The 19234-nt window shown below is 67.4% G+C and carries 13 protein-coding genes; 4 read left to right on the forward strand and 9 right to left on the reverse strand.

All coding sequences use genetic code 11. The annotated features are described in order from the left end of the window. Position 1 precedes the first annotated feature (1 nt). Genes ACSR87_RS03965 through ACSR87_RS03975 form a run of 3 tightly spaced genes read right to left on the reverse strand, consistent with a single transcriptional unit; the run spans position 2 to position 6639 of the window. Positions 2 to 2173, reverse strand: a complete 2172-nt coding sequence (locus ACSR87_RS03965; protein WP_498529583.1) for a hypothetical protein — start codon at positions 2171 to 2173, stop codon at positions 2 to 4. A gap of 4 nt (positions 2174 to 2177) precedes the next feature. Next, the gene (locus ACSR87_RS03970; RefSeq protein WP_498529584.1) at positions 2178 to 4304 is read right to left on the reverse strand and encodes a type II secretion system F family protein; all 2127 of its coding nucleotides are present in this window, start codon (positions 4302 to 4304) and stop codon (positions 2178 to 2180) included. Then, positions 4294 to 6639, reverse strand: coding sequence for a type II/IV secretion system ATPase subunit (locus tag ACSR87_RS03975; protein ID WP_498529585.1), 2346 nt, complete (start codon positions 6637 to 6639; stop codon positions 4294 to 4296). Before ACSR87_RS03975 ends, ACSR87_RS03970 begins: the two co-directional genes overlap by 11 nt. Before the next feature lie 390 nt (positions 6640 to 7029). Here ACSR87_RS03975 and ACSR87_RS03980 point away from each other — a divergent pair, with 390 nt between their 5' ends. Then, on the forward strand, positions 7030 to 8172 hold the full coding sequence (locus ACSR87_RS03980; RefSeq protein WP_498529586.1) for a CBS domain-containing protein: 1143 nt from the start codon (positions 7030 to 7032) through the stop codon (positions 8170 to 8172). Between the two features lie 117 nt (positions 8173 to 8289). Here the strand turns inward: ACSR87_RS03980 and radB are convergent, their stop codons facing one another. Continuing rightward, positions 8290 to 8979 (reverse strand): DNA repair and recombination protein RadB, encoded by a 690-nt coding sequence (gene radB, locus ACSR87_RS03985; RefSeq protein ID WP_008575550.1) that lies wholly within the window; start codon positions 8977 to 8979, stop codon positions 8290 to 8292. 170 nt (positions 8980 to 9149) lie between these two features. On the opposite strand from radB, the gene ACSR87_RS03990 reads away from it, so the two are divergent. Beyond that, entirely contained in the window at positions 9150 to 9896 is a 747-nt protein-coding gene (locus tag ACSR87_RS03990) for a hypothetical protein (RefSeq protein ID WP_498529587.1), read from the forward strand. A gap of 185 nt (positions 9897 to 10081) precedes the next feature. Continuing rightward, positions 10082 to 10621 (forward strand): hypothetical protein, encoded by a 540-nt coding sequence (locus tag ACSR87_RS03995; RefSeq protein ID WP_498529588.1) that lies wholly within the window; start codon positions 10082 to 10084, stop codon positions 10619 to 10621. 66 nt (positions 10622 to 10687) lie between these two features. On the opposite strand, the gene larC is transcribed toward ACSR87_RS03995, so the two are convergent. Continuing rightward, the gene (gene larC / locus ACSR87_RS04000) at positions 10688 to 12304 is read right to left on the reverse strand and encodes a nickel pincer cofactor biosynthesis protein LarC (protein ID WP_498529589.1); all 1617 of its coding nucleotides are present in this window, start codon (positions 12302 to 12304) and stop codon (positions 10688 to 10690) included. Positions 12305 to 12497: 193 nt separating this feature from the next. On the opposite strand from larC, the gene ACSR87_RS04005 reads away from it, so the two are divergent. Then, positions 12498 to 14729 (forward strand): CDC48 family AAA ATPase, encoded by a 2232-nt coding sequence (locus ACSR87_RS04005; protein WP_004042269.1) that lies wholly within the window; start codon positions 12498 to 12500, stop codon positions 14727 to 14729. Between the two features lie 91 nt (positions 14730 to 14820). Here ACSR87_RS04005 and phoU read toward each other — a convergent pair whose 3' ends face one another. The 4 genes from phoU to pstC all read right to left on the reverse strand — a co-directional run bounded on the left by phoU (position 14821) and on the right by pstC (position 19180). Continuing rightward, a complete protein-coding gene (gene phoU / locus ACSR87_RS04010) occupies positions 14821 to 15501 on the reverse strand; it encodes a phosphate signaling complex protein PhoU (protein WP_004062587.1) in 681 nt (226 codons plus the stop codon). 189 nt (positions 15502 to 15690) lie between these two features. After that, positions 15691 to 16539: a phosphate ABC transporter ATP-binding protein PstB gene (pstB, locus tag ACSR87_RS04015; RefSeq protein ID WP_498529590.1), complete on the reverse strand. Its 849-nt coding sequence runs from the start codon at positions 16537 to 16539 to the stop codon at positions 15691 to 15693. A 51-nt stretch (positions 16540 to 16590) separates the two neighbouring features. Beyond that, positions 16591 to 18219, reverse strand: a complete 1629-nt coding sequence (gene pstA / locus ACSR87_RS04020) for a phosphate ABC transporter permease PstA (RefSeq protein ID WP_498529591.1) — start codon at positions 18217 to 18219, stop codon at positions 16591 to 16593. Between the two features lies 1 nt (position 18220). Further along, positions 18221 to 19180 carry a phosphate ABC transporter permease subunit PstC gene (gene pstC / locus ACSR87_RS04025; protein ID WP_498529592.1) on the reverse strand — a complete coding sequence of 320 codons (960 nt, stop codon included), beginning with the start codon at positions 19178 to 19180 and terminating at the stop codon, positions 18221 to 18223. Positions 19181 to 19234: the final 54 nt, after the last annotated feature.

Below are 19234 nucleotides of genomic sequence, written 5' to 3' on the forward strand. Positions count from 1 at the left end.
CTCAGACCTCCACTTCGGGCGCGTTCAGTTCTGGCGTGTCCTCGTCTTCGATGGAGGAGTCGGGCAGGTAGATGCGGACCGCCGCGGTGATGACCACGTCGTCCTCGGCGGAGATGGCGGCCTCGCGTCCGCTGACCATCCCGCCGTCGGAGGTTATCACCACGTCCGTCTTGGTCGAGGCGATGTTCGCGCCGACGACGAAGACGTTGCCCTCGGCGTCGACGACGATGTCGCCGTCGCCGAGCATGACCACGCCGTTGAGGTTGACCCCGCCGCGCGCGGAGACGACGTCGAGCGCGCCGTTGTCCTTGACCCCCGAGAGGCCGGCCCCGGCGAGATCGACGCCGTCCGCGCCGTCGATTCGGATGTCGCCCTTCCCGCTTATGTCGGCGCTCCGGGCGCTGACGAAGCCGTTCGTCGAGACGATACGGAGGCTGTTGCTGTCCTGTGCGACCGTCACCCCGGCGTTGTCGAGGTCGATGTCGCCGCCGGCCTCGATGGAGAGGCTGGCTTTGCTTCCCTGCGTGACCGACGCGCCGGAGAGGTCGATTTCGTCGCCCGCAGTTACGGTGATGTCCTGGCCCGACACCGAGGTGACGCTCACGCCGACCGCGGCCAGCGAGCCGCTTCCGGCGTCGATGTCGACCCGGCTGTGCGAGCCGGTGGCGACGGTGTCGACGTGGAGCGAGACCCCGTCGCCCGCGAGGGTGATGTCGCGGTCGGAGACGATGGTCCCGGTGCTCGGCGGGACGACGAGCCGGTCGGTTCCGGCGTCGTATTTCACGTCGCCGCCCGTGCCGGTGTCGTTGACGCGGTAGTCCGCGCCGTCGAACTCGCCGTTGCCGTCGACGTCCGCGTAGACGAAGTCGGGGTCGTCGACGGCGGCCACGAGCCCGCGGAGCGGGTCGGTGACGCCGCCTTCGCGGAGCTGCACGTCGAAGGTCACGCGGTCGACGGTCGCGCCCGCGGCGTCCTTGACGACCACGTCGAACGCGTCGTTGACGACGCCGTCGACGCTTCCGGTCGCGGTGTAGACGAACGTCGCGCGGCCGTCCGAATCGGTGACGGTCGAGACGGTGCCGGTGTCACGTGCGACGATGCGCCCGCTTTCGGCGGTCAGGCCGGGACTGGCCGTGACGACCGCGTTGGGGACGGGATTGTTCTGCGCGTCGCGGACCTCGACGACGGCCCGGTGGCTCGCACCCGGCGGGACGACGGCGTTGTCGCCCTCGACGTCGACGATGTAGGCGGGTGCTTGGAGCGCGCCGGGGGTGTCGATGCCGACCCGCGAGAGCCGCAGGTCGTAGGTCTTGCCGGGTTCGAGTTCGACCGTCAGGGTGTTGGAATCGGTGCCGGTCGCGTAGGCGATAGAGCGGACGTTCGGCTCGTCCGCCAGCAGGTCGCGCCACGCGTCTTCGGAGAGCCGAGTGGGGACCGAGATGGTGATTGGCGCGCCCGCGTCGGTGACGGTGATGTAGTCGGTGCCGGCGCTCAGGGGGACGACGCCGAAGGTGGTCGCCTCGCTCGTCGCGGTGTCGATGTCGCCTTCGAGGAAGACGAGCGACACCTTGGTGCCGTCGACGAGCGACTGGGTCGCGCCGACCTCGCTACCCGCGTAGGCGGTGTACTGCGCGGTCCCCTCGTGGACGAGCGACGGTTCGCTCTGGAGGTACCGGTAGTCGGGGCGGTAGACGAACTGCTGGGTGTCGAACGCGTGTTCGGAGCCGTCCCAGTAGCTGCCGGTCTCGCCGGTCGCGACCGCGCCGGAGATGCGGGCCGTCGCGGGGTCGGTCGTCCGGAGGCTGCCGGAGCCGGCGGCGGGCGAGACGAACAGCGCGCGGGTCGGGTAGTCGACGCCGGCGTCGAGGGTCGCGCGGGTCTGCCGGCCGTCGACCGCCTTCGAGACGCTCTCGTCGAACGCGGCGAAGTCGGTCTCGGCGGCCGTGAGGTGTTCGAACTCGGTCTGTTGGTTCCACGCGGGGACCGCCGAGACCTGCACCATCGCAACGAGCGAGACGACGAGCGCGAACGCGAGCATCGTGCCGAGGATGGCCGAGGCCCCGCGGCGGTCACCGCGGAGGTGCGAGCCGCGGCGGGCCGCGCCCGCGACGAACCCGCGCAGTGCGTGCCTGCGGGGTGATTCCGTGTGTTTGGGGGGAGTGTTGTGAGTCATGGCCTTACACCAGTGCGAAGGCGACGAGCGCCAGCGCGGACAGTCCGAGGGCGTACTTCAGCCCGCTGAGGGCGCTGTTGTCGGCCAGTTTGCCGGCGAGGAGCCCGCTGCCGACCGCCTGAATCAGCGCGGAGTGGAAGAACACCACGTGGAAGTTCGCCAGCGGCACCGACGAGATGCCGATGGGGAGCGACTGTCCGTTCGACGCCGTCGCGGGCGCGGACATCTCGGCGAGGGGGCCGAGGTAGCTCGCGCCGAGCATCAGGATGACGAACAGGTAGACGAAGTACCCGATGACGACGATGGCGATGTACGAGCCCATCGCGCGACGGCGGGACTTCTCCAGTTTGTAGCGGTTGCGGGTGTCCTCCGCGGCGACGCTGAGGACGCGCGAGAGGTCGCCGCTGGTGCGGCCGCCGCTGGCGATGAGTCGGATGACCCGCGAGAGCTGCGGGACGTTGAGCCGGGTGGCGAACGCCATGAGCGCCGCGTGGGCGTCGTGGTTCCAGCGGATGTCGTTGCGGAGCGCGCGGAGTTCGTCCGCGAGCGCGCCGGTCGACCAGCGGGAGACGAGCGCGAGCGACTCGACCAGCGAGATACCCATCTGATTGGCGCTCGACAGCAGGTTCAGCGTGTCGGGGAAGCGCCGTTCGAGCGTGCGCTCGCGGCGGGTCCGTAGCTCGTGGAACACCGTCAGCGGGACCGCCACGATGGCGAACGGGAGGACGACGTACCAGACCGTCGTGTTGTACGGGTTCGCGAGCATGGCGTCGAGGGTCGGCGTCGCGAGGCCGAGCGCGTAGACGGCGACGACCGACAGGAGCGCGAGGGGAACCGTGGCGACCGTCGAGAGGTACGGCTGGCGGCGCATGATGTCCAGCGGGTCACCGATGAGCGTCCGAAGCTCGTACACCGCGTTTTCGAGGCGGTAGTCGTCGAGTCGCTCGTCGACGAAGCCGCCGTCGGAGGCGATGTCGTCGCTCCCCCAGCGGGCTTCGCGGGCGCGCTGGATTTCGCGGCGAATCGCGCCGAGGAAGTCGACCGCGACCGTCCGAATCTCTTCGAGGACGGTCACGTCGTGTTTCGTCCGGACCGTGTCCTGCGTGTACGGCGAGGAGAGCACGTCCACGAGGAGCAGGAACAGCCCCATCCCCAGCGGGAAGATGAGGTAGTTCAGCGCGTACAGTTGGACGAGCGTGTCGCCGCCGAGGAAGCTGATGACCATCAGCGTGACGATGAGTAGGAGCGGCGCGGCGACGAACGCGGCGACGAACACCTCCGAGAGCATCGACAGCGTCTCGATGAAGTCCTCCTGTTCGTCGCGGGCCTCTTCGAGGTACGTCGCGGACTCGCGGTCGAGGAAGGCGGCCACGTCGCCGCCGGAGTCGAGGACCGAAAGCAGGTCGTCGAGGAACTGCTCGAAGTTAATCGAGGGCGTCAGGTTCCGCGAGTTGCGGAGCGCCGTGAACAGGTCGTTGCCGAACAGGTCCATATCGCGGGCGATCATCTCGAACTCGCTGGACACCTCGCCGTAGTCGGGCGCGTCGGCGACGGAGCGGATGACTTCGAGGAAGCTCATCCCGCCGTGGCTGAGCGCGTACATGTAGACGATGGCGTGCGGGAGCAGGATGTCGATGCTGCGGCCGCGCATCTCGGCGCGGCTCTTGGGGAGGTAGTACCGGGCGTAGTAGGTCCCGGCGGCCGCTAATCCGCCGACGAGGGCGACGAGGGCCGCGCCGAGGATGGGCACCTTGTAGGGGGCAAGCGGGGCGACGTACCCCGCCGCGACGCCGAGGCTCACGGGGCTCGACGCGTTTGCCAGCACGCCCGTGCGCGCGAGGACGAACGTGAGCGCGAGACCGACGAGCGAGCCGAACGCCGCGGTGACGAGCGCCAGCCTCATCGACTGGGTGAGATACAGGTCGTAGGTCGTGCCCACGCGGGTCTGGTTCAGCCAGCGCTGGAGGTCGCGGTGGCCCGCCGGGTGGCGCTTGAAGTACGTGCGGACGTAGCCGTAGCGCTGGCGGAGCCGCTTGACCTCCTCGGGCGACTCGTCGAAGTGTTCGCGCGGGAAGTACTGCTCGACCTCGTAGTCGGGCAGGGGCACCGAGGTCGACGAGTCAGCGGGCATCGTCGGCCTCCCGGTCGTCGTCGGTCGCGGTCTCGTCGGCTTCGTCGGGGTCGTCGGCCGACGCGTCCGATGCGTCCGAAGCATCCGATGCGTCCGAAGCGTCATCGGCCGGCGCGGGGCCGGCCGCCGCGATTTCGTCGAACTCGACGGCGTCCGCGACGACAGCGGAATCGGCTTCCGCGTCGTCTGCGCCGGCGTCGGCGTCGTCACCGACGATTTCCCAGTCGGTCCCGACATCGTCGGGGTCATCGGATTCGTCGGCGGCGTCGGGGGTAGCGGCTTCGCGTTCGTCGGCGTCGGGGGCGGGGGCGGCCTCCGCCTCGGCGGCGTCAGCCACCTCACCGTCGTCGGCATCGTCGTCCGCATCGACAGCTAACTCGATATCGAACAGGTCCGCGAGCAGGCGTTCGGTCTCGGGCGAGACCTCGATTTCGTCGTCGCTCTCGTCGGCCGCGGCGTCGTTTCCGTCGGCTGCGGCCGCGTCATCGGCGTCGCTCTCGTCGGCCTCGTCGACGGAGACCAGCGAGGTCTCGGCGTAGACGTTCGCGAGGAGGCCCTCGCGGTCGCGCTCGAAGCGGCGAATCACCGCCGAGACGGTCAGGTAGTCGTCGACGCCCGAGGCGGCGATGTACCGGAGCACATCGGCGCGAACGTCGAGTTCGTAGTTGAGGTCGGCCTTCGTCCAGCCGCGCTCGGCGGCGATTTCGTCGAGGACGACCGAGTCACCGACGCGCTCGTGGGCGTCGTTCTCGGGGTTGCGCTTGAACACGTCGCGGAGTTGGACCTCGCCGTCGTCGTCGACGCCGGCGATTTCGGTGACGGCGATGTTCCGGCGGGTCCGGTCGCCGTCGAGGTGAATCTGCTTTTGGACCGAGATGATGTCGAGGTCAGAGAGCATCTGGGCGGGCACGCCGAGGGGCTCGTTGCGCATGCGGTGGACCACGCCCTCCGAGGAGTCGGCGTGGAACGTCGTGTACGCGGTGTGGCCCGTGGCGATGGAGTGGAAGAACGTCAGGGCGACGCGCTCTTCCGTGCGAATCTCACCGACCAGCAGGTACTCGGGACGCTGTCGGAGCGCGGCCTGCAAGAGCGCGTACATCGACACCTCGCCGCGGCCGTCCGCCGTGAACGTGTCGCGGGTGACGGACTGAATCCAGTTGTCGTGCGGGAGGGTGATTTCGCGCGTGTCCTCGATGGAGACGACCTTCGCGTGGCCGGGGACGAAAAAGGACACCGCGTTCATCGAGGTGGTCTTCCCGGAGCCCGTGCCGCCGGCGAAGATGAGCGAGCGGTTGTTCTCGATGGCGAGCCAGAAGTACGCCATCTGCTCGACGCTGAAGGTGTTCCAGCGCACGAGGTCGACCGGCGACAGCGGCACGTCCGAGAACTTCCGGATGGTGAAGTTCGACCCGCGGGTGGCCACGTCAGAGCCGAGGGTCAACTGGACGCGGGAGCCGTCCGGGAGGCTCGCGTCCACGAGCGGGTCGGAGACGGTCACTTGCTTGCCCGCGCGTTGCGCGAGGCGGATTGTGAACGACGAGAGGTCGCCGTCGTCGAAGACGACGTTCGTCGGCACGTCCCGGTAGACGCTGTGGAAGACGTAGACGGGCACGTCGTCGCCGTCACAGGAGATGTCTTCGATGCCGGGGTCGCGCATCACGGGGTCGATGCGGCCGAAGTGGATGAAGTCGCGCAGCAGGAAGTAAAACAGCTTCCAGAGCGACCCGTCTTCGACCGTCGCGGCGTGTTCGGAGATGATGTCGCGGGCCTCGTCGTCGAACACGTCCTCGCGGTCGCCGTCGGCGTCGAGGTCGCGGTACAAGAGGCTGTTGCGCAGAATCTTCGTCAGGTCGTCGCGCACGAAGTCCTCGAAGTCGTCGAGCCGCGGCTCGCTCACGTGGTACCGGTGTTCGCGCTTCTCGTGGTCGTACAGGATGGAGACGAACGCGAAGGGCTTGTTCACCCAGTAGTGTTCGACGGTCTCGACGCCTTCGAGGAACGAGAAGTCGAAGAACTGGTCTTCGATGAACGCTTCGGAGGGAGCCGGCGCGAACGCCGTCTCGTCGTCGACTTCAGCGAAGAACGCCTTCACTTCGCGGAGGACGGCCTCCCGGAGCGTCTCCGGGCGGTCGTCGTCCGCGCCGTCGTCGGCGACGGGGTCGGCGGGGCCGTATTCGATGCGGTCCGACGCGGGGACCGGGAGTTCACTCGCGCGGGCGGCCATCGCCTCCGGCCCGGTCGTGGGGACCAGTTCGGCGGTGCCGGCACCGTCTGCTCGGAACGATTCTTCGCCATCGAGGCGGTCAGTTTGGGAGTTCTTGTCAGGAGACGCCATTCTCTGGAAATACTGAACGGTAGGAACGGCTGTAAGTATGGAGCGACTAGATATCCGAATTCGGCCGGTTAGGCCGGGACTACCGCCGAATTCGGGGAACTAACTGGTTCGCTTTCGGCGGGGGCGAGACCGGCTGTCGCCCCCGAGATGACCCGACAACGGCTGGCAATCGAATGACAGTACTGCCCCTCGCGGCCGACAGCACCGGCCGACGCGTCGGCAAGAAACGGTGATATTCATCGAAACAGGAGTGTTACCAATGGTCATAGACCGTCTGCCGTCGGAATTCGCGCCTTCAGCCCCGTCGTGGCCTTGCGATTTCGGTCCTTCCTAGCGGATGGAAACGGGACGAACCTTCAAGAGACGAGGCGTTGTATGTAAGGATGTATTATGGATATTGCTGATATCGCCACTCCTGATTTCATCGAGGTCGACGTTAACGAGCGATTAGGCAAAGTCCGCTCCATCTTCGAGCGGGAAAACCCTAAGGGAATCATCGTTCAGGACGACGGCGAGTACGCGGGCGTCATCGGTGAGAAGCAGCTCATCAACTCGCACGTCGAAGACAACACCAAAGCGGCCGCGCTGACGAAGGCCGTTCCCAAGATAGACCGCCACGAGAACGTGCGCGAGGTCGCGCGGATGCTCGTCGAGGGCGACACGAAGGTCGCGCCGGTCTACGAGGGCGAAAAACAGTACGGCATCATCACGCAGGACGCCATCCTCGAAGCCGTCCTCGACAATCTCGACGCGCTGACCGTCGAGCAGATTTACACCGACGACGTGGTCACCGTCGGCGAGCGCGACCACCTCGGGCAGGCCATCAACCGCCTCCGCGAACACGGCGTCTCGCGGCTGCCGGTCGTCAACGACGAGGGCCGCCTCGAGGGTATCCTGACCACCTACGACCTCGTCGAGTTCATGGTGCGCGACGAGGGTCGGCAGGGCAAGCAGGACCGCCGCGGCGACACCGACCGGATGCTCGACCTCCCGGTCTACGACCTGATGACCAGTCCGGCGCGCACGGCGACGCCCGAAGAGAGCGTCCGCGACGCGGTCGCGCGCATGCTGGAAAACGACATCGCCGGCCTCGTCGTCACGCCCGCCGACGACGACGGCGAGGTGCTCGGCGTGGTGACGAAGACCGACGTGCTCCGCGCGCTCACCTACACCGAAGAGGAGCAGATGGACGTGCAGGTCACGAACATCGGCCTCATCGAGACGCTGAGCCGCGCCGACATCAACTCGGCTATCACCGAGGTCGCGGACAAGTACCAGCGGATGAGCGTGCTCCACGCCCACGTCCGCTTCCACGAGCACAAAGAGAAACTCCGCGGCACGCCGCTCATCCAGTGCCAGATTCGGCTCCGCACGAGCCACGGCCAACTGGCGGGCAGCGGCGAGGGCTACGGCGCGGAACACGCGTTCCACGTCGCGCTCGACAAGCTCGAACGCAACGTGCTCGAAGTCAAGGGCTTCGAGGCCGACGAGCGCTACCGCGGCCAGCTGCTCCGCAAGCTCAACGAGCTGTAAGTCGTAGCCTCGCCGGCACTCACCGGCGCGCCCGAACGGGAACGAGAACGGGAACGGAAATCGGAGACAGGAGCGGGATTCGGCCGGGTCATCTCCCCGGCCGCGTCGACCCCTTTTCTACACGTCAGTCGCTGAGAGTCCGCGGTCGGTTATCTTGAACGTCGCCGTCTCCCCGGCGGGTTTCGCGCGGTGTTTCTCCAGCGTCGCCCGGCGGTTGCCGCCGCGGAAGCGGTCGAGGCGGACGACGGTCCCGGTCCAGTGTTCGAGGGTGTGGCCGCCGAGCGCGCGCGTCCGGTCGGAGTCGGGGTCGGCGTACACCTGGTTCGTCAGGACGACCGCGAGGTCATGTTTGCGCGCGAGCGACAGCAGGTGGGTGACCTGCCGGGCGACCCGGCGCAGCGCCTCGCCGCCGTCGCCCTCGGCGGTCCGTTCGAGCCGGTAGAAGCCGGTCGCGGAGTCGAGGACGATGAGGTCGGCGCTGGCGGCGAACTCCTCGGCGTCGCGGACGGCCTGCGCTTGGTCCTCGAAGTCGTACGCCTCGCTTATCATCAGCCGCGAGGTCACAGACTCCACGTCCTCGGGGGCGACCGCCTCCGCGAGCTGTTGGAAGCGGTCGACCGACAGACCCTCGGTGTCGATGTAGACGACGGTGCCGCCCGCGGCGGCGACCCGGACCGCCGCCGAGAGCGCGACGTTGGTCTTGCCGGCCGCGGAGGGACCGTACACCTGCGTGACGGTGCCGCGTTCGAACCCGCCGTCGAGGAGGTCGTCGAGCGCGTCACAGCCGGTGGAGACTGACTCTGTCACGTCAGGAGGTGAGTGCCACCGGCCGAAAAAGACCCCGGTCCACCCCAGTCGTCGCCGGGCCGCCGCCGGCGCGCTTCGGCATCGCGCGTCACCGAGCCGACGCCGGCTACCGACCGCCGCGAGCGCCTCGCGCACAACGCTTTATTCGTCGCCGTCGCCAAGAGGCTCCCGTGATAGTCGTCGCCACCGCGGACTTCGACCTCTACCACGAGGCCGTGTCCGAACTCCGGAGCCGAGGTGTCACGTTTACGACCGTCGAGCCGGGCGACTCGCTTCCCGAGCGGGCGCGCGTCCTCCTCACCGGCCCGGACGACGACCTCGACGGCACGGGCTCCGACGGAACCGTGACTCGCGTGACCGCCACGGGCGACGACGTGCGCCGGGCCGTCGACGAGGCGCTCGCGAGCCTTCGCGGCGACGGCGGACAGACCGTCGTCGGCGTCGACCCCGGAACGAGACCGGGAATCGCGGTCCTCTCGGGCGAGACGGTCGTCGCCGCGTTCCACGTCCCGCTTGCGGACGCCGTCAAGGTCATCCGAGAGGAGACCGACGACGCGGTCGACCCCGTGGTTCGCATCGGCGACGGCGCGCGCTTACAGGGCGCGAAGCTCATCAACGAACTCGACGGCGTCGCGGTCGAACTCGTCGACGAGACCGGGACGACGCCGTACCTCGGTAGCGGCGCGCGCGGCATGGGCGACGTGCTCGCCGCGGTGAACATCGCCCGCCGGGACGGCGAGCGCATCGAGTCCCGCGAGATAGAGCCGACCGAGGGCGAACTGACGCGCATCAAGGCGCGCTCCCGGGAGGCGTCGGCCGACAACCGCACCATCGACGATGGCCTCGCGCGGCGCGTCGCCGGCGGCGAACTGAGCATCGACGAGGCGTTGGACGAACACCGCTCGCGCGAGGAGTGAGAGACCGAACGAGAGCGGTTTCAGGGTCGTTAACGGCCGCCTAACGGGTGTCGTCGCGGCCGAACGCGACCCGAGTGGAAGGCGAGTGCTGAGTCTCGAAATCCCCTGCTAACGCGGCTCTCGCGCAGCGGGACGAACCCTCACCGATTCATACCTACGTTCTACCGACGCGTATTCTGTGTCGCATGAGCACATCACACACCCCCGGACTCGGGCGACGAACGTACCTGAAGGCCCTCGGCGTCGGCGCGCTCTCGGTCGGCGCGTTCGCCGCGCCCGCGGCGGCGCACCGCGGGGCGCTCCAGCGCGAACTCGCGTCGGTTCGGGCGACCACCTCGAAGTACGCGGACGTTCGGAAGGCAATCGCGGACGGCTACGCCCTCGGCAGTCCGTTCGTGCCGGGTATGGGCTACCACTACGTGAACCACCACTACATCATCGAGAACTACGACGACGAGGTCGATATCACGAAGCCCGCCGCGCTCGTCTACGGGAAAAACGAGGGCAACGGCAAGGAGGAACTCATTCTCGGCGCGGTGGAGTACCTGTTCGACGAGGAGGAGACGTACACCGGCCCGTTCCCGGACCTGTTCCACGGCGACGGTGACGACGGCACATGGGGGTTCGCGGCGGGGCACTGGGGTCTCCACGCGTGGATACACGTGAACAACTCCGCGGGGACGTTCGCGCCGTTCAACTCCCGACCGCAGTTCAACGAGAAGTGACCTGACGGGTCGGTCGCGAACGGTTTTTTCGGCGGCGCGTCTCGGGCGGGGAGCCCCGCGAATCGCTCACTCGCCGGCGTCTGACGCCACCGCGTCGACGGCGCGGCGCATGATTTCACGGACGGGAACCCCGGTCTCGTTCGCCACCGCGAGCGCGTCGTCGTACTCGGCGCTTCGGTCGTAGACGACGCCGTCGGCGTCGCTGGCGACCTTCACGCTTACCTCGTAGTCGTCGCCGTCGATGTCGAGCGTCGCCGTCTCGAACTCGCGGCGGGCGGTCCAGCGGTGGCCCGCGCCGTGCTCGCGGATGCCGAGCGTGCCGGTCTCGACCGCGAGGCGGTAAGCGACGCGCTCGGCGTCTTCCGGCTTGACGACGACCTTGACGAGGTGGCCGGGGCGGGACTTCTTCATCGTCGTCGGGACGATGGTCACGTCGCGCGCGCCGGCGTCTTTCAGGGTCGCTTGGAGGCTGCCGAGGACTTCGGGCGGCGCGTCGTCGAGGTTCGTTTCGAGGACGGTAATCTCGTCGCGGACGAGCCGCGAGCCGCCGTCGCCGACGACCGCGCGGAGGACGTTCGGGTGGTCGGGGAACTCCCAGCCGCCGGCCCCGTAGCCGGACGACTCGACCGACATCGACGGGAGCGTCTCGACGCCCTCGGCGAGGTGCGCGAGGATGGCCGCGCCCGTGGGAGTGAGCAGTTCGGCCTCGACGGGGCCGCCGCGGACCGACCAGTCGGCCGCCGCGGTGATGTTGAGCACGGCGGGTGCGGGGACCGGGTAGGTTCCGTGGCTCATCTCGGCCTCGCCGCCGCCGACGGCGACCGGGCCGGTGACGACGCGGTCCACGTCGAGGTCGTCGAGGAGGAGACAGACCCCGACCACGTCGGCGATGGCGTCGTCCGCGCCGACCTCGTGGAAGTGCGTCGCGTCGAGGTCCGTGCCGTGGACCTCGGCCTCGGCCTCGCCGAGCACGCGGAAAATGGCCGTCGCGTCCGCGACGACGCCCGACGGGAGATTCATCGACTCGACGAGGTCGACGACCTCGGGGTAGGTCCGGTGCGGACCGTGACCCTCGGCGTGGGTGTGGTCGTCGTGGGAGTGCGAGTGGCTGTGGTCGTGGTCGTCGTGGGAGTGCGGGTGACTGTGGTCGTGGTCGTCGTGAGAGTGCGGGTGGCTGTGGTCGTGGTTGTCGTGAGAGTGCGAGTGGCTGTGGTCGTGGTCGTCGTGAGAGTGCGGGTGGCTGTGGTCGTGGTCGTCGTGAGAGTGCGAGTGACTGTGGTCGTGGCCGTGCGAATGTTCGTGGCTGTCGTCGCCGTCGTGGTGAGTCTGCTCCTCGTCGTGAGCGTGGTCGTGGTGGTGGTACTGGTGCTGATGGCTGTGTTCGGCGTCGTCGCTGTCGCCACCGTCGTCGGAGTCGGCTCCGTCGTCGCCGTCGGCGCGCAGGCGTCGGTGGTCGTCGCCGTGACCCTCGCCGCGGGGGTCGCCCCCGTCGGCCTCCGCGAGGAGCACGTCCACCTTGGTCGCGAGGATACCGTTTTTGTCGACCTCGTGGACGCGATAGGTCACGTCGAGGGCGTCTTCGACGGGCGAGAGGACCGACGGGTCAGCGCCGGCGGCGACGAGCGCGCCGAGGAGCATATCGCCGCTGGCACCCATCCGGCCGTCGAACGCGAGGAGTCGCATGCGTAAACCGTGGTGTTCGAGCGTAAAAACGCCAGCCATCGACGCGCCGTTCCCTGTCCAGTCGGCAGGGATTAGTAGCCGCCCGCCCTACGGTGTGCTAGGCTGTAACCACGAGAGGACGGTGCCTCGGGCCGACCGGGGAAGGACTTATCCGATGGCCTCTCACAGGTATCAGCATCCCCGCGAGGTAATCATGAACGAAGTCCAACTCGAAGTGGCGAAAGCGTACCCGAACGACTCGGGGCGCGGTATCGCCCGTCTTGATCCGGACACCTTGCTCCATCTCAAGCTCTCGCCGGGAGACATCATCGAGATCGAGGGAGGAAAAACGACCGCCGCGAAGGTGTGGCGGGCAGACCGGCAGGACTGGAACACGGATACGGTCCGAATCGACGGGTTCACGCGGCAGAACGCCGACGTGGGCATCGGAGAGCGGGTCACCATCCGCAAAGCAGAGGCCACGAAGGCCGACAAACTCGTGCTTGCGCCGCCGGAGGAGGCGAGCGTGCAGTTCGGGTCCGACGCGGCCGGCATGGTCAAACGGCAGATTCTCAAACGGCCCGTGGTCGAACGCGACATCGTCCCGGTGATGTCGAGTACGAACCATCCGTTTATGCGGTCGCCCGGACAGGCGATTCCGCTCATCGCCGTCGAGACGAAGCCCGAGGGCGTCGTCCTCGTCACCGAGGACACCGACGTGGAGCTCCGCGAGGAGCCAATCTCGGGCTTCGAAAAGGCCGGCGGCGGCATCACCTACGAGGACATCGGCGGCCTGACCAACGAGATTCAGCGCGTCCGCGAGATGGTCGAACTGCCGATGAAGCACCCCCAGATATTCAAGAAACTGGGCATCGAGCCCCCGCAGGGGGTGTTGCTCCACGGTCCGCCGGGCACCGGGAAGACGCTTCTCGCCCGCGCGGTCGCCAACGAGACCTCGGCGAGTTTCTTCTCTATCGCAGGGCCGGAAATCATCTCGAAGTACTACGGCGAGTCCGAACAACAGCTCCGCGAGATATTCGAGGACGCCAAAGAAGAGTCCCCGAGCATCATCTTCATCGACGAACTCGACTCCATCGCGCCCAAGCGCGAGGACGTGACCGGCGAGGTCGAACGCCGGGTCGTCGCCCAACTCTTGACGATGATGGACGGGCTCGAAGCCCGCGGTCAGGTTATCGTCATCGCGGCGACGAACCGCGTCGATTCGGTGGATCCCGCGCTCCGCCGGCCCGGTCGGTTCGACCGCGAAATCGAAATCGGCGTGCCGGACGAGGAGGGCCGCAAGGAAATCCTCCAGATTCACACCCGCGGGATGCCGCTTTCGGACGACGTGGATCTCGACGACCTCGCCGACGACACCCACGGCTTCGTCGGCGCGGACATCGAGGCGCTGACCAAGGAGGCCGCGATGAAGGCGCTGCGGCGCTACCTCCCCGAGATCGACCTCGACAGGGAGGACATCCCGCCGAGCCTCATCGACCGCATGGTCGTCAAGAACGACGACTTCGGCGGCGCGCTCGGCGAGGTCGAACCCTCGGCGATGCGCGAGGTGCTCGTCGAGATTCCGAAGGTGACGTGGAACGACGTGGGCGGGCTCGAAGGGCCCAAACAGAAGGTCCAAGAGAGCGTCGAGTGGCCGCTGACGACCCCCGAGAAGTTCCAGCGGATGGGCATCGAGGCTCCGAAGGGCGTGCTCCTCTACGGGCCGCCCGGGACGGGGAAGACGCTCATTGCGAAGGCCGTCGCCAACGAGACGAACGCGAACTTCATCTCGGTGCGCGGCCCGCAGCTGCTGTCGAAGTGGGTCGGTGAGTCGGAGAAGGCGATTCGGCAGACGTTCCGCAAGGCGCGGCAGGTCTCCCCGACCATCATCTTCTTCGACGAGCTCGACGCGCTCGCCCCGGCCCGCGGCAACGACATGGGCAACAACGTCTCCGAGCGCGTCGTCAACCAGCTCCTGACGGAGTTAGACGGCCTCGAAGACGCGGGGAACGTCATGGTCATCGCGGCGACGAACCGCCCGGACATGATCGACCCCGCGCTCATCCGCTCGGGCCGGTTCGACCGCCTCGTGCTCATCGGCCAGCCCGAAGAGGAGGGCCGCGAGCAGATTCTCGACATCCACACGCAGCAGAGTCCGCTCGCGCCGGATGTGAGCCTCCGCGAAATCGCGGAGATAACCGACGGCTACGTCGGCTCCGACCTCGAATCCATCTGCCGCGAGGCGGCCATCGAGGCGCTCCGCGAGGACTCCGACGCCGAGGAAATCGAGATGCGCCACTTCCGCAAGGCAATGGAGTCGGTCCGACCGACCATCACCGAGGAACTGATGCGCTACTACGAGGACATCCAAGACCAGTTCAAAGGCGGCTCCCGCGAGGGGCTGTCGCCCGACACCCGCGACGGCGGCCGCATCGGCTTCCAGTAAGCCCGACGGCCGGCGCTCTGCGGTCGTGTTGTTCTCGCAATTTTCGAAGAAGAGAGCGACGCGTCGGTACGCGTCGGTTCGAGACGCCCGCTCAGAACAGCAGCGAGTCGTCGTTGTCTATCATGTAGAGCGTCCGCGCCGCCACGTTGACGGCGTGGTCGCCGATGCGTTCGAGGTCGCGCACCGTCAGCAGGAGTCGGCGCACGTCGACGAGGGCGGTCTCGGGGTCGAGGTCGCCGTCACCCTCGAAGTCGTCGCCGCTCATGAGGTCGCGGACGATGCTCTGGGAGGCGGTGTCGCACATCGCGTCGAGGTCGTCGTCGCGCTCCGCCACGGAGCGACAGAGGTCGGTGTCCTCGGACTCGTAGGCGTCCAGCGCTTGGTCGACCATGTCGAGGGCGGCGTCACCGATGCGGCGGATGTCGACTTCCGCGTACACGTCGTTTTCGGCGTCGATGGCGTACTGCGCGAGGTTGGTCGCGAGGTCCCCGATGCGTTCGAGGTCGGTGATGATTTTGAACGACGCCGCGATGAACCGCAGGTCGCCCGCGACCGGCTGTTGGAGCGCGAGCAGGTCGATGCAGTCCTGTTCCAAGTCGAGGTAGATACGGTTGATTTCGTGGTCGCCCTCGATGACTTCCTGTGCCTTCCGCTCGTCTTTGTCTTCGAGCGCGTCGAGGGCGTACCGGACCCGTTCGGCGGCGAGTTCGCTGAGGTACAACACGTCCTCTTCGAGCTGATTGAGGCGAGATTGGTACGTGTTTCTGGCCATACGTGACGTTCCGACAGGCGAAGTGAAATTCCTTGTGATGGTTTCGGTGGCCGCGCCGCCGATACCACCCGAACGACCGTGTCGGATGCGTGACGGCGGGACGCGGCCGTCGCTCCGCGGGTGCGAATCGAACGTCGCACAGAAGCGACCCGAGGGTCGGACGAGCGCCGGTGAGCGCGGGCGGCGGAGTTATCCGAACTTGCCGGTGATGTAGTCTTCGACGCGCTGGCTCTCGGGGTTCTCGAAGATTTTCTGGGTGTCGTCGAACTCGACGAGTTCGCCGCCGGTGAGGAAGACGGCGGTCTGGTCCGAGATGCGCGCCGCCTGCTGCATGTTGTGGGTGACGATAACGACCGTGTAGTCCTCGGCGAGTTCCTCGACGAGGTCTTCGATTTGCGAGGTCGCCACGGGGTCGAGCGCCGAAGCCGGCTCGTCCATGAGCAGCACCTCGGGGTCGGTCGCGATGGCGCGGGCGATACAGAGACGCTGTTGTTGGCCGCCGGAGAGGTCGAGCCCGGACTCGTGGAGGCGGTCTTTCACCTCGTCCCAGAGGGCGGCGCGCTTGAGCGACTCCTTGACGACCGCGTCGTAGTCGGCGTCGATGCCCTGAATCTTCAGGCCGTAGACGACGTTCTCGTAGATGCTCTTGGGGAACGGGTTCGGCTTCTGGAACACCATGCCGACGCGGCGGCGGAGGGCGACGGGGTCGACGTCGTCGTCGTAGACGTTCTTCCCGCGGAGCGTGAGTCGGCCCTCGACGCGGGCGACGTCGATGAGGTCGTTCATGCGGTTGATACAGCGGAGGAACGTGGACTTCCCGCAGCCGGAGGGCCCGATCATGGCGGTCACGCTGTTTTCGGGGATGTCCATCGTGATGTCGGTGAGCGCGTGGTCGTCGCCGTACCAGACGTTGATGTCCTCGGAGCTGATGACCGTCTCGACCCCTTGGCTCACCGAGTTCCCCGACGCAGAGAGCCCGTCGCTCACGTCGGTTTCGACGAGCATCTCGTCGTTCGTCGGGTCCTCTGTTCCGTTCATGGCTTGCTGTTCTCCCTCGGGTGCTTTGTCTCTTTGGCTCATTGGTGATGTTCAGGATTCACTTTCGAACTTGTTGCGCAGGACGATGGCGATGGAGTTCATGGCGAGGAGGACCGCCAAGAGGACCACGACGCCCGCCGGGACGGCTTTCGTGTAGAAGTCCTCGCTGGCGAACAGGCTGGACCACGCGTACACCTGCAGGGGCATCGCGCTCACCTTCGAGGTGAGCTCCGTCGGCAGGTTGAAAAGCACGTTCGGCGCGCCGATCATGATGAGCGGCGCGGTCTCGCCGATGGCTCGGCCGAGCGCGAGGATGGTCCCGGTCAGGATGCCGGGGAACGCCTCCGGGAGGACGACGTTCTTCACGGTCTGCCAGCGCGTCGCGCCCATGCCGTAGGACGCCTGCCGCATATCGCTGGGGACCGCGCGAATCGCCTCGCGCGAGGAGATGATGACGATGGGCAGGATGAGGAGCGCGAGCGTCGCGCCGCCGATGAGGACCGTCCCCGTGGGCTGGCCGAGATAGGTGACGAACACGCCGAGCCCGAGCAGGCCGTAGACGACCGAGGGGACGCCGGCGAGGTTCGAGATGTTCACGTCGATGAATCGGGTGAAGGCGTTGTCCGGGGCGTACTCTTCGAGGTACACCGCCGCGCCGACACCGAGCGGGAACGAGAGGGCGGCAACCGTCGCCATCAACAGGATGGAGCCGCCGATGGCCGGATAGAGACCGGCGTTCTCGGCGGTTCCGCTGTGGGCGCTCGTGAGGAACTGCCAGTCGACCCACGACTGCGGGCCGGCGAAGCCGAGCACGTCGACCGCGACCGCGCCGACGAGCGAGCCGCCGATGACGACGGCCGCGAGCAGGAGGCCGATTCGCTCCCGTTCGCGGGTGACCGCCGCGCCGCCGGCGTACGCCAGCGTGGGAACGAACGCGACCGACGTGACGACGGCGGCGGCGTTGGCGTCGACGCCGAGCGTCGGGCCGACGACGGCCGCGAGGCCGGTCAAGAGGAGCGCGGACGCGCCCGCGGCGAGGCCCGCGGTGGTGTCCTCACGGATGCGGGCGACGTACTGGCCGACGGCGACCGCGGCCACGCCGCCGAGGACGAGCGTCAGAATCACCCAGTCGGCGGGGACCACGGGAAGCTGGCGGACGATTTCGGGAATGCTGTGGAAGTAGCCCGGCACGCCGACGAGCGAGAGGACGAACGCGGCCCCGGTCGCGGCGACGCGGAGGGTGAAGGAAATCCGCTGTTCGTACTTCGTCAGGACGACGACGAGCGCCGCCGGGACGAGGAGGCCGACGACGTACGAGAGGCCGGTCAGCGGCGGAACGATGTCGACGAAGACGATGGCGACGCCCCCGCTGAACATCAGGAACACCGCGAGCATCCCGACGACCATGCCGCCGAGTTTGAGCGCCGGCACGTTCCGGCGCGCGAGAGAGCCGCCGACGACCGCGGTGGGGACGACGAGCGTCAGGAAGAAGGTGAGATGCCAGCCGAGGTCGGCGGTGAGCGGGCGAATCGCGTCGTTGGCGACGTAGACGAGGAGGACCGCGAGCGTGACGATGCCGAACATCGTCGCGGCCAACAGCAGATACCGGAAGACGGTCCCGGTGGTTCGGCTGACCTGTCCGAAGCCGTCGATGTAGCCGGAGTCGGTGTCGGTCGCCATCTCAGTATGCCTCCCGGTAGCGCCGCGAGACGTAGTCGCTGATGACGTTCATGACGAGCGTGATGACGAACAGCACGAGGCCGATGGCGAACAGGCTGCGGTAGGCCAGCCCGCCGCCGGTGATGTCACCGGTGAGAAGCTGGACCATGGCGGCGGTCATCGGCAGCGCGCCTTCGAGGTACGACGCGGGGTTGAGCGGGTTGAGGAACTTCGCCTGCGCGCCCGCGGCGACGGTGACGGCCATCGTCTCGCCGATGGCGCGAGAGAGCGCGAGGATGAACGAGGAGAAGATGCCGGACAGCGCGGCGGGGACGACGATGCCGGTGGACACGTCGAACTTCGTCGCGCCCATGCCGTAGCCCGCCTGCCGGAGTTCGTCGGGGACGGCGGACATCGCGTCCTCGCTGATAGAGGCGACCATCGGGATAATCATGATGCCGACGACGATGCTCGCAGACAGCATGTTGAACGTTCCGATGCCGGGGAAGACGACTTCCAGCGCCGGGGTGATGTAGATGAGCGCGAAGAAGCCGTAGACGACGGTCGGGACGCCGGCGAGGATTTCCAGCGCGGGCTTGAGAACCGACCGAGCCTGCGCGCTCGCGTACTCGCTGAGGTAGATGGCGGTGGCGACGCCGAGCGGGAGCGCGATGATGGCCGACCCGATAGTGACCATCAGCGTCGAAGACACGAGCGCCAGCACGCCGAACTCTTGGCTGTGTATCTGCCACGTGGTTCCGGTGAGGAAGTCGACGATAGAGGCCGTCTCCCCCGCGACACCCATCAGCGGGGCCGTCAGCGTGAAGAACTTGGCCGCCTCCGTGATGAGGAGTCCGACGATACTGAGGGTCGTCACGACGGACAACGCCGCGCACAGGAAGAAGAACGACCGCGTCAGTAACTCACGCGGCGCGTTCTCCGTGTTCCGCGTGAGGTCGGTTTCGAGGTCATCTGTGCTCATTGGTTGGATTGAATCGTGGTGTATGAAAAAGCGCTTCGTTAGCTGATTCTGTCG

Source organism: Haloferax sp. SDI50 (assembly GCF_059802635.1).